This is a genomic window from Kribbella caucasensis, assembly GCF_004361855.1.
Lineage (GTDB): Bacteria > Actinomycetota > Actinomycetes > Propionibacteriales > Kribbellaceae > Kribbella > Kribbella caucasensis.
Genome location: NZ_SNWQ01000043.1, coordinates 26,095 through 36,604 on the forward strand (window position 1 = coordinate 26,095; position 10,510 = coordinate 36,604).

Sequence of the window (10,510 nt, forward strand, 5' to 3'; positions counted from 1 at the left end):
GTTTCATCACCTGTCAGTCAGTGAAACGGCATGGTCGAGCGGCGACTGCGGCACGAGGCTCGGCTGGCCAGGCGGTGTCACCGGCTCGCCCGACTCGCGAATGCCGTGCTGGCGGTACACCGCAGCCAGGGGTCCGGGCGCCCACCAGCTCCACCGCCCGAGCAACCGCATGGTCGCGGGCACCAGGAGCATCCGGACCAAGGTCGCATCCACGACGATCGACGTGACCATGCCGATCCCGATCATCTTTGCGAAGGTGATCTGGCCAGTCGCGAAACCGCCTACAACGACGACGAGGAGCAATGCCGCCGCAGTGATGATCCCGCCCGTGCGTTGCACACCTGTCGCGACAGCTGCGATGCTATCGCCGGTCTCGTCCCAGGCTTCCCGCACGCGGGAGAGAAGGAACACCTCGTAGTCGGTCGAGAGCCCGAACAGGATGACAAGAAGCAGGATCGGAATGGTGGGCTCGATGAAGCCGGTCGGCGTGAAGCCGAGCCAGCCGGACAGGTGCCCGTCCTGGAAGATCCAGACAACGGCGCCGAACGACGTCGCGATCGAGATGAGGTTCATCGCGACTGCCTTGATGGGCAGCAGTACCGAACCGAAGGCGAGGAAGAGCAGAAGAATCGTCGCGGTGGCCATCAGCCCAGCCATCCACGGCAGCCGATCGCCGAGACTGTCGAGCCGGTCGACATCGAGGGCGCTGCGTCCGCCGACGAGCACCTCGACTCCGGCAGGCGTCGGCAGATCCCGGATCGCCCGGACCGCGTCGTATGCGTGGTCTCCCGTCCGCGTACCGTCGTAGCTGACGGAGACCAGCGTGCTGGCACCCTTGCTCGCGGCAACTTCTGCGCCGGTAACCCCGGGCAACCCGCGGAGTCGGATGATCAGATCTTCCACCTGGGCGGGAGATGCGCCCTCGACGTACGTGTCGATGGGGGCCGATCTTCTGCCGGGGAACTCCTCGGCGATCCGCTCGGTCACGACACGTGCCTCTGTGCCCGTCGGCATGACCCTCTCGTCGACACCGCCGAACTCTGCTTGCAGGAACGGCTGTGCCAGCACGCCGAGCACACCCAGGACCGCCACGAGGTAGAGCACGGGCCGCCGCATCACGCTCTGCGCCAGCCGCGCCCATGCGCCGTGCTGCCCCGTAGTCGCCGGCTGAGCCTTGTGCCCGCGTCGCCACGGCAAAGGCACACGTATCGCGTTGATGCGCTCACCCAGGATCGCCAGCATCGAAGGCAAGACCGTGAGGGAACCGATCATCGCCACCAGAACCGCCGACATGCCGCCCAGCCCCATCGAGCGCAGGAACACCTGGGGAAAGATCAACAGGCTCGCCAGCGCGAGCACGATCGTCAGACCCGAGACGAGCACTGTGCGTCCCGCAGACGCCATCGTCCGCGCGATGGCCTGCGGCGTGCCGCATCCGGCGCGCAACTCCTCACGGAATCGGCTGACGACCAACAGGGAGTAGTCGATCGACATCCCTAGGCCCAGCAGCGTGATGGTGTTGACCGCGAACGTCGACACGTCGGTGACACCTGCGATGACTCTGGTGGTGGTGAGAGCACCGAGCACGGCGAGGACGCCGATCAGCAGCGGCATACCAGCGGCAACCACCCCGCCGAAGAGAAGAACCAGCAGAACCAGCACCACTGGCATGGCGAACATCTCGCCTCGGGCAAGGTCACGTTCGGTCAGCTCGTCCGTCGTGTGCTGGAAGGCGACCACGCCGCCCACCTCAGTACGCACCCCGGGGGCGTCAAGCGCCGGCCGCAGGCCATCGTAGGCCGCGCGTTTGCCATCCTCGTCCGGCGCGGCAAGCGTGATGGCAGCGAAGGTCGAATGCCGATCAGTGGAAACCAGCGAGGGCGACTTCGTGTCGTAGTAGCTGATCACACTTGCGACGTCCGGATGCTCCCGGAGCCTGTTGAGTGTCTCGGAGACACTTGTGCGGAACCCGGCATCATCGATCGTGCCGCCATCGCTGGAATACAGGGCCACCAGGTCGGCGCTCTGGCGGCCCAGTTCGGCGGTGATCCTCTCGGCCGCTCTCACAGATTCACTCGCAGGATCGTCGAAACCTCCGCTGGTCAGCGTCCCGAACACCCCGCTGCCCCAGCTGCCCCCGACCGCCGCGAGCGCGAACGCCGCGGCCAGGACGAACCATCTGATCTTGACAATTGTGCGACCCCACCAGGCGAACATCGCTCCCACTCTCCGGCACGCTCTCGGCCGATCGTAACCTTTACACCACTGTTAGGATTCAGCGTAGGCAGGCGGGAGTTGCTAAGTCAAACACCTATGTAAGGGTTACGTGCTGCATCGCGGTCCGCCCCTGGCATCTGACGGCTCACCGTGAGCGTCGTATCCTCGCTCTGTGAATCAGAAGGCGGCCAAGAGCGGCAACGTCGGCCCGCGGCACCGCTCCGATGCTGAGCGCAGCATCGAGGCAATCCTCGATGCAACGCTGAAGGGCATCCTTGCCGGGGACGACGTCAAGATGGCTGTGGTCGCTCGTGCGGCGGGCGTAAGCCGGGTCACTCTCTACTCACACTTCCCAACCCGGGAGGCATTGCTCGAGGCCTCTGTGGATCGGGCCATCGCTCATGCCAAGGACCTGGTGTCGGAGCTCAATCTCGACCAGGGTCCGGCGCCGGAGGCGCTGTCCCGCCTTCTAGGTTCGCACTGGCAGACGCTCGACCGGTATCGCAGTCTCTATCTGGTCGCGGCCTCCTCGCTGCCGCCTGAGCGGCTGCGTGCCCTGCATACTCCGCTCTTCGGCCGGATCAAGACGCTCATTGCTCGCGGCCAGGCTGACGGAGACTTTCGCACCGACCTGTCCAGGGACTGGCTGGTCGCAACTGTGTTCGGACTGATGCACCAGGCCGCAGAGGAGGTCGCTGCCCAGCGTCTGCCGGTACGCAAAGCCGGCGATGTCGTCACCACGACTGTGCTCTCGGTATTCATCTGCGCGTAGTTCACGGTCGGCGTTGCCTACCTGAAGCAGCGGGCGGCGGACGGCGCTTGGCTGTGGCTCTCGACTGGCCGAGGTGCCGCTGCCGCGGCAGGCGATGTCACGATCAGCCGGGTCGCCGAGAGCGACTTCATCTGCCCGATCCGGATCTAACCGAACCGGTGATGCCCCAACTCATCATCAACCTGTGTCAGAGCGGACATGCCCCAGCCAGCCGTGATGCGGCGCTGGATTACTGCGCGGTCACGTGCAGTGGTGTTGCGCCGGCTTCGGGGTCCTCTGGCCCAGGTGAGTCCCGCGATGGTCAGCACGAGCGCGAGTAGTGCGGCGATCCCGGGCAGGCCTAGGCGGTCGATGGTATTCGCGAGGTGGTGCTGGACGGCGGATGCAGTGTCGATGACCGGGTCGTCGGTGGTCAAGTCGCCTCGGAGGGTCCGGATCTCCCACCAGCCGTAGTAGGCGACATAGCCACCGGAAGCGACCAGCAGCAGGCCTGCGATTTTGGGTACGGTGGCGCCGGCTCGGCGTAGCCGGCCGACCAGCGACGTGCTGGCTGGTGCGACCGCGACGGCCGCGGTCGCGACGACGAGTCCCATTCCGCCGGCGTAGGCGAGGAACAGGGCGGCGCCGGCCCAGATCGAGTCGGCGCGGTAGCTGGAGACGACGACGGCGAGGAAGGGCGCGATGGTGCAGCTGAGCGAGGCGATGGCGTAGGACGCGCCGTAGGCGATCATCGAGCGCAATGACCGGGTCAGGTCGGCCGGACCGCGACGGTGCAACGCAAGGGTGGGCATCGGCCGACCGGCCAGCAGCCAGGCACCCACGCCGGCGAGTAGGAGGCCGAGGCCGATGGTGAACCACGGCAGGTATCGCTGAACCGACGAGGCGACCGGTGCGACGGCGAGCCCGAACACGCCGAACACCGCCGCGAATCCAAGCGTCATGCCGGCGCTGAGCACCAGTGCACGGCCGACAGCGGTGGCCCGGTTCGGTGGCTGGTCTCCGGTCACCAGCAGGGACAGATAGGCCGGGAGCAGCGCGAACCCGCAGGGGTTCACGGCGGCGAGCATGCCCGCGCCCAGCGCGATCGCCAGCAGTCCGTCGGGCATGCGGCTCAGCCCACGAGCTGGGCGACGCGGCGGTCCAGTTCGTCGTTGTCCAGGTAGCCCTGAAACTGGACGCGCCCGGCCGCGTCGAGCACGACGTACGAGCTCTGGACGATCACACCAAACCGTGTCCAGATCCTGCCGTTCGCGTCATCCAGCTGCGGGAACCCGCTGAGAGCGGCGCCGTAGTCGCGGACCGCGGCGCTCGCGTCCAGGCCGCCGACTCCGACGACGCTGACCTTGCCGGCGTACTTCTCGGCCAGCGCGCTGACCCAGCCTGCCTGGGCCCGGCAGGTCGCGCACCACGGTGCCCAGAACCACAACACCACAGGTTTCCCGGCCAGACGCCTGCCATCGAACGTTGCCCCGGTGACAGTTCGTGCGGTGAAGTTCAGTAGGTCGGCGGGCGCCGCGGTCTGGCCTGTGGCCGCGTCCGGCGCCGCGGTAGCCGGTGTCGTACCCGTCGACGGCGTTCCGCTGCAGCCGTTGACCGCGACTAGCGCGACCAGGAGCCCTGACGCGGTGGCGGTTCGCAGGGTCACGTTCGGACGCTCGCTGGTGGTCTTCACAGTGCCATGCTGCAGCGTGTTTACGGCAGAGAACCGTGAGCGCGATCACCGAACAAGCGTCGCCCTCGGGGAGATGCTGGGGTCATGCGCGGACGGATCGTCAGGCTCCTGGCCGTGACGCTACTTGTCGTCACGGCGTGCTCGCCGGCGGACACGACGGACCGGCAGAGCGATGTCGCTGCAGAGGAGATCGAGCACGTCGAGCTTCCTCAGGTCGCTGCCGGCCCGCGGGAGGACGGCCCGTCCGCGCTGGACAACATGCGTGACCAGCGGCTGCCGAGACCGCTGCTCGACCCGGACAAGATCATGTCCGGCGGGCCGCCGCCGGACGGGATCCCGCCGATCGACGAGCCGCGGTTCTCCCGCGCCCGGACGGTCGGCTGGCTGGCCGACACTGAGCCGCTGCTGTCGCTCACGGTCGGAGGCGAGACCCGCGGGTATCCACTGCAGATCATGACCTGGCACGAGATCGTCAACGACACGGTCGGTGGGGTGCCGGTCGCGGTCACGTACTGCCCGCTGTGCAACTCCGGGGTCGCGTTCGAGCGGCGGGCCGCGACCCGGGTGCTGTCGTTCGGTACGTCGGGTCGCCTGTATGCCGACAATCTGGTGATGTACGACCAGCAGACCGAGTCGCTGTGGCCCCAGCTCACCGGGCAGGCCGCGCTCGGCGTAGTCACCGGCACGACGCTGCGGGCGATCCCGATGGGCACGGTGGCGTGGCGCGACTTCCGTACGGCGAACCCGGAGGCGTGGGTGTTGACCCGCGACACCGGCCACGACCGCCCGTATGGACGCAACCCGTACGCCGGGTACGACGACCCGTCCGGAGAGTTGCTGTTCGAGCTGCCCACGAAGGACGCCCGGCTGCCGGTGAAGGAACGCGTCGTCGGCGTCGCCCGCGGCCGTGACGCGGTGGCCGTGGTGCGGTCGGCGATCGCCCGGACCGGTGTGCTGGAGGTGGCCGCGGAGGGGAAGGATCTGATCGTATGGCACCGGCCGGGCCAGGCCTCCGCCCTCGACGACGAACGCATCGTCCGCGGCCGCGACGTCGGCACCGTGGCCGTCTTCGATCCTGTCGTGAACGGCCGGCGGCTTCATTTCATTGCTGCTGGCAATGGCTTCCGTGACCGGGAGACCGGTTCGCAGTGGAACGTTCTGGGGCAGGCAACCACCGGCCTGCTGAAGGGACAGCGGCTGGTACCACACCAGCACCTGGACACGTTCTGGTTCGCGTGGGTCGCGTTCCATCCCGAGACCCGGGTGATCGGGTGACCGCCCGAGCAGCGGACGAAATGTGCCCGCACTCGGGCGGCCAGACCTGTCAGCGGTGCTCGTGGGCGCGACCACGCGACGCGGTGCTGCTGGTAGTGCGCGGCCGCACCGCAAGGAAGGCTCTGCCGGTGGCGGCGGTGGTCGGCACGGTGCTGTCGCTGGTGAACCAGGGGTCGGTGATCGCGGGCGGGGCCACTACGTCCGGCACGTGGGTTCGGGTGGCGGTGAATTACCTGGTGCCGTTCCTGGTCGCCAGCATCGGTTACCTGTCGGGACGTCGGGTGCGGGCCCCCGCCGTCGATTGGCCGCGCTACCTGGCCGGCTATCACCGGGACCGGCCCGGCATCACGGAGCGGCTGCTGACCGGCGCGATGGCCGGGCGAGGCGCAGCGCCGTATCCGTGGCTGGTGGAGCCGTTACGCGATGAGCCCGGCCCGATCCTTGATCTCGCGTGCGGATCCGCGCCCACCCGGCTATTGCTGCGCCGGGAGCGATGGATCGGTATCGACGCGTCGGCGAGCGAGCTGGCTGTCGCCGCGGCCGCCGGTCGCAGGCCGTTGGTGCGCGGTGACGCGGGTGCGCTGCCCGTGGCCGATGGCGTGATCGGATCCGTGTGTGCCGCGATGTGCCTGCAGGTCCTAACGCCCATGGATGTCGTGCTGGCCGAGGTACGGCGGGTTCTGCGGCCGGGTGGGATGGTGGTTGCGCTGGTCCCCTCCAGGGTGGGGCCGAGGTCGTCCGGGGTGCTCGGCTGGGTCCGCGTGATGCGGGCCTTGGGAATCAGATCGGAGCCGTGGCCCAACCCGCAGGCTCGCGACGGCCTTGCCCGGCTGTTGCGCGCGCACGGCTTCGTTGTCGACTCCGACCAGCGCCGCATGTACCACTGCGAGATCGCCGACCCGTCCGACGCGGCGCTGCTCATCGATGCCTTGTATCTGCCGGGCGTGGACACCGAGTCCCTCAATCGAGCCAAGGATGTCCTTGCGTCGTGGGCTACCCCGGGACGCGGGTTGCCGCTGCCGTTGCGTCGTGTCGTTGCACACCTGCCCCTCATCGAGCCGGGCGGTGAGTTGTTTCAGTGAGCATGGTCACCGAACCTGCGGCCAAGGTCGCCTAGCCTCGGGCGTGTTCAGGTCCGGTCGGAAAGAGAATTGGAGATCGATGTCTGTGCAAGCGATCTGGAACGGCGTCCAGGTCGTCGCCCCGCGACTCCTGAGCCTAACGAAGGGACAGTCAATGACTGAGGCAACAGATCTGGTGGCCGAGTCTGAGGACGGACCGCAGAAGCGGGACCGCGCTGAGGTGTTCGTGGAGTTCACCCGCTCGATCTGCCCGGTGTGCAAGGTGGTGGTCGACGCACAGGTCAATATCCGCGACGACAAGGTGTATCTGCGCAAGCGGTGCCGCGAGCACGCGGTGGCCAGCCCCTCACCCGCCGGCTGGCCGCTGGACTCGACCTATGCGAAGGGCAGTCGGTGCTCGACATTGCCTCCGGGCGCGGCACCTCGGCGCTGACGATCGCAACCGAGTACGACGTGAGCATGGTCGGCGTCGACCTGTCCGCGGCGAACGTTGCCCTCAGCAACGGGGCCGCCCAGGCCGCTGGGCTGTCCGGCCGGGTCGGCTTCCGGCTCAGGGATGCCGAGAAGCTCTCCGTGTCGGACGGATCCGTCGACGCGGTGGTGTGCGAATGCGCACTGTGCACCTTCCCGGACAAACCCGCAGCCGCGGCCGAGTTCGCCCGCGTGCTGCGACCAGGTGGCAGGGTCGGCATCACCGACGTCACCGTCGACCCGGACCGGCTCCCTCCCGAACTCACGACGCTTGGCGCCTGGGTCGCCTGTGTCGCCGATGCCCGCCCCGCGGCCGAGTACGCAAACATCCTGACCATGGCCGGGTTGCGGGTCTCCGTAATCGAGCATCACGACGCGACGATCGGCCGGATGATCGATCAGATCGAAGCCCGCCTGCAGTTCCTGCGGCTGACCTCCCGGGCGAGGCTGGAAGCCAACGGTGTCGATGTCGAACGCGCCGGCCCAGTGCTCGGCGCCGTGAGAACCGCGGTGGCCGACGGCGTGCACGGCTATGCACTACTCGTCGCCGACAAGCCCGCCTAGCGTTCGCGGGAAGGACCCGGCTCGGGCATGCCACCCCGCGTCGTTCTGTGTCACCGCAGACAGAAGGTCCATGTCGCCGCAGAGCTCTTCGTGACTGTGGACGGCCGTACCGCCCGAACTGTGAGCGCCATCACCGAACGAGCGTGGTCACCAGGCGTACGTTCTCGGGCGACGGCTAGAGGAGGAACTGTCATGGCTTCGACTGGCGCGACAACAAGCATGCGAGCACTACCGATGAACCTGGTCACCGGCGCCGCCGCCGGCGTGGTGGCCGGAATCCCGCTGGGCATCATCATGCAGCTCCGCGACGCCGACCCGAAGATGATGCCCGGCGTCCAGATGATCGACCAGGTCGGAGACCTGATCTCCGATCCCTCGACTGGCTTGGGCTGGCTCATTCACCTGTTCAACTCGGCGCTGTTCGGGGTGATCTTCGTTCTGTTGTTCTCCCGCTGGCTCACCCGACGCGGCCCGGCGATGCTGCTCGGATTGCTGTACGGCGTCGCGTGGTGGATCGCTGGCGCGCTGTGGATCATGCCTGCCTGGCTGGGCATGGACGCCATGGTCTTCGAGGTCGGCGCAAACCAGTGGTGGAGCTTGGCCGGGCACCTGATCTACGGCCTGCTACTCGTCGCCGGCTACATCATGGGCCGCCCGATGCTGTCCAGGCCGTCCTGAGTGGTGTGTCGTGGGTGATGCCGATCAGCGGTACTGTCTGGTCGAGGGCCTGGATGCCCTCGACCAGCAGTCTGGGTCCTTGCTCCCGCCCTGGGCGCCGGGACAACGCGAGGAGTGGGCCGACGTGGAACGAGCCACCGGCGACGACATCTGGTGCATGGCCGAGGTCGACATCTTCGCCGACCTGTCCGCCGCCGAGATGGAGGCCATCGCTGCCGCTGCCCCGATGAAGACCTACTCGGCCGGCGACTTGCTGTACTCGCCCCACCAACCGAGCGAGACCCTGTTCATCCTGAAGAAGGGCAGGGTCCGGATCTTCCGCGTCTCGCCCGACGGCCGCGCGCTTACCACAGCCCTCATCACGCCGGGCACGATCTTCGGCGACATGCTCCTCTTGGGTCAGCAGATGCACGACAACTTCGCCGAGGCCCTCGACGACGTCGTGGTCTGCGTGATGGCACGCGCCGACGTCCACCGCTTCCTGCTGTCCGACCCCCGCATCGCGATCCGGATCTCGGAGATCCTCGGCCGCCGCGTCGCCGAACTCGAGCGCCGGCTCTCCGACACGGTGTTCAAGAGCGTGCCGCATCGGGTCGCGGCCACTTTGTGCCTGCTTGCCCGCGAACAGCAGAAACGTCCACTGGGCAGAGGCGTCCAGTTGGCGCTGACCCACGAACAGATCGCTGCCTTGACCGGCACGTCGCGCGAAACCACCACCAAAGTCCTCGGCGAGTACGCCGAGCAAGGTCTGCTCCGCCTCGGCCGCGGCAAGATCACCATCCTCGACCCGGACACGATCGCAGCCGAAGCCGGCCAGTGAGGACACCCGAGTGAAGCGCGCCTGGCGGGTGGCGTTCGTTGCCGCCGGTGGACTCCTGGCCGGCTCCGGCGCCTACCTCGGGCTGGTCACCGGAGCAGCCCCGGTGGACCTCGGGATCGGGCGGCGGATCCGGTCAGTCGGACCGCTGGAGATCCACATCGCCGCGCCGCCCGACCTGGTCTTCGACGTGATCGCGGCGCCGTACGCCGAGCGCACGACCCGAGCCTTGCGCGACAAGGTGCGGGTGATTGAACGCGGCACCGACCTCGTGCTAGCCGCGCACTACACACCCATCCGTGGCGGCTTGAGGGCCACGACGGTGGAGACAGTTCGGTTCACCCGGCCGGAACGCATCGACTTCCGATTGGTCCGCGGACCGGTTCCACATGTAGTGGAGAAGTTTGTGTTGTCAGGCGATGGCGATGGCACGCGGTTGACCTACACCGGCGAGCTAGGCACCGATCTGTGGGCACTGGGACGTCTGTGGGGAGACCTCGTCGCCGCCAAGTGGCTGGCTACCGTGAGAACCTCACTCACAGCCATCCAAGACGAAGCAGAGCACCGAGCTCGCCACCAGAGGTAGGTGAGTGCTTCACTTTCGCCCTGAGATCCTGAATCGCGACCAACTTACGACCACTTTATGACCGTTGGACGCCGTTGTCGGACAACCGTGGGCAACTATAAAAATGCTGTAGCGCAAGGGATTCAGTGCCTGGCAACCAAGCCCCACCAGTGCTGTTTGAAGGACGCGGGTTCGATTCCCGCCACCTCCACGATGTGATGTCTCAGGACATCGCGGACGGCCGAACCCAATAGTTGTGGGTTCGGCCGTCCTTGGTTTTTAGCGGGTGGGGCCTGGTGGTTTGCCGGTGCCTTGGTAGCGGTGGGTTGTGTCGAGGACGAGTTCTCTGAGGAGTTCTCCGGTGGCGGCGTCGATGATGCGGATGTCGAGGTCTTGG

At 67.4% G+C, this 10,510-nt stretch carries 11 protein-coding genes; 8 read left to right on the forward strand and 3 right to left on the reverse strand.

The features are described 5' to 3' along the window. Positions 1–6: 6 nt before the first annotated feature. Positions 7–2,118 carry an MMPL family transporter gene (locus EV643_RS41990; RefSeq protein ID WP_238166182.1) on the reverse strand — a complete coding sequence of 704 codons (2,112 nt, stop codon included), beginning with the start codon at positions 2,116–2,118 and terminating at the stop codon, positions 7–9. A 271-nt stretch (positions 2,119–2,389) separates the two neighbouring features. Here EV643_RS41990 and EV643_RS41995 point away from each other — a divergent pair, with 271 nt between their 5' ends. After that, entirely contained in the window at positions 2,390–2,989 is a 600-nt protein-coding gene (locus tag EV643_RS41995) for a TetR/AcrR family transcriptional regulator (protein ID WP_133805819.1), read from the forward strand. Positions 2,990–3,135: 146 nt separating this feature from the next. On the opposite strand, the gene EV643_RS42000 is transcribed toward EV643_RS41995, so the two are convergent. Continuing rightward, positions 3,136–4,095: a cytochrome c biogenesis CcdA family protein gene (locus EV643_RS42000; protein WP_133805820.1), complete on the reverse strand. Its 960-nt coding sequence runs from the start codon at positions 4,093–4,095 to the stop codon at positions 3,136–3,138. Positions 4,096–4,100: 5 nt separating this feature from the next. Beyond that, entirely contained in the window at positions 4,101–4,661 is a 561-nt protein-coding gene (locus tag EV643_RS42005) for a redoxin domain-containing protein (RefSeq protein ID WP_166665787.1), read from the reverse strand. Positions 4,662–4,745: 84 nt separating this feature from the next. Between EV643_RS42005 and EV643_RS42010 the strand changes: the two genes are divergently transcribed. From EV643_RS42010 to EV643_RS42040, 7 genes are all read left to right on the forward strand, one after another. Further along, positions 4,746–5,936, forward strand: coding sequence for a DUF3179 domain-containing protein (locus tag EV643_RS42010; RefSeq protein ID WP_133805822.1), 1,191 nt, complete (start codon positions 4,746–4,748; stop codon positions 5,934–5,936). Further along, the gene (gene nrtS / locus EV643_RS42015; protein WP_238166183.1) at positions 5,933–7,018 is read left to right on the forward strand and encodes a nitrate/nitrite transporter NrtS; all 1,086 of its coding nucleotides are present in this window, start codon (positions 5,933–5,935) and stop codon (positions 7,016–7,018) included. Before EV643_RS42010 ends, nrtS begins: the two co-directional genes overlap by 4 nt. 154 nt (positions 7,019–7,172) lie before the next feature. After that, positions 7,173–7,451 (forward strand): hypothetical protein, encoded by a 279-nt coding sequence (locus tag EV643_RS46290; RefSeq protein ID WP_238166184.1) that lies wholly within the window; start codon positions 7,173–7,175, stop codon positions 7,449–7,451. After that, positions 7,412–8,053, forward strand: a complete 642-nt coding sequence (locus EV643_RS42025) for a class I SAM-dependent methyltransferase (protein ID WP_238166185.1) — start codon at positions 7,412–7,414, stop codon at positions 8,051–8,053. The genes EV643_RS46290 and EV643_RS42025 overlap by 40 nt, the downstream gene beginning before the upstream one ends. 192 nt (positions 8,054–8,245) lie before the next feature. Then, entirely contained in the window at positions 8,246–8,731 is a 486-nt protein-coding gene (locus tag EV643_RS42030; RefSeq protein ID WP_133805824.1) for a hypothetical protein, read from the forward strand. Positions 8,732–8,741: 10 nt separating this feature from the next. Beyond that, the gene (locus EV643_RS42035) at positions 8,742–9,551 is read left to right on the forward strand and encodes a Crp/Fnr family transcriptional regulator (RefSeq protein ID WP_133805825.1); all 810 of its coding nucleotides are present in this window, start codon (positions 8,742–8,744) and stop codon (positions 9,549–9,551) included. 10 nt (positions 9,552–9,561) lie between these two features. Next, entirely contained in the window at positions 9,562–10,134 is a 573-nt protein-coding gene (locus EV643_RS42040; protein ID WP_202870036.1) for an SRPBCC family protein, read from the forward strand. The last annotated feature ends 376 nt before the right edge of the window (positions 10,135–10,510 follow it).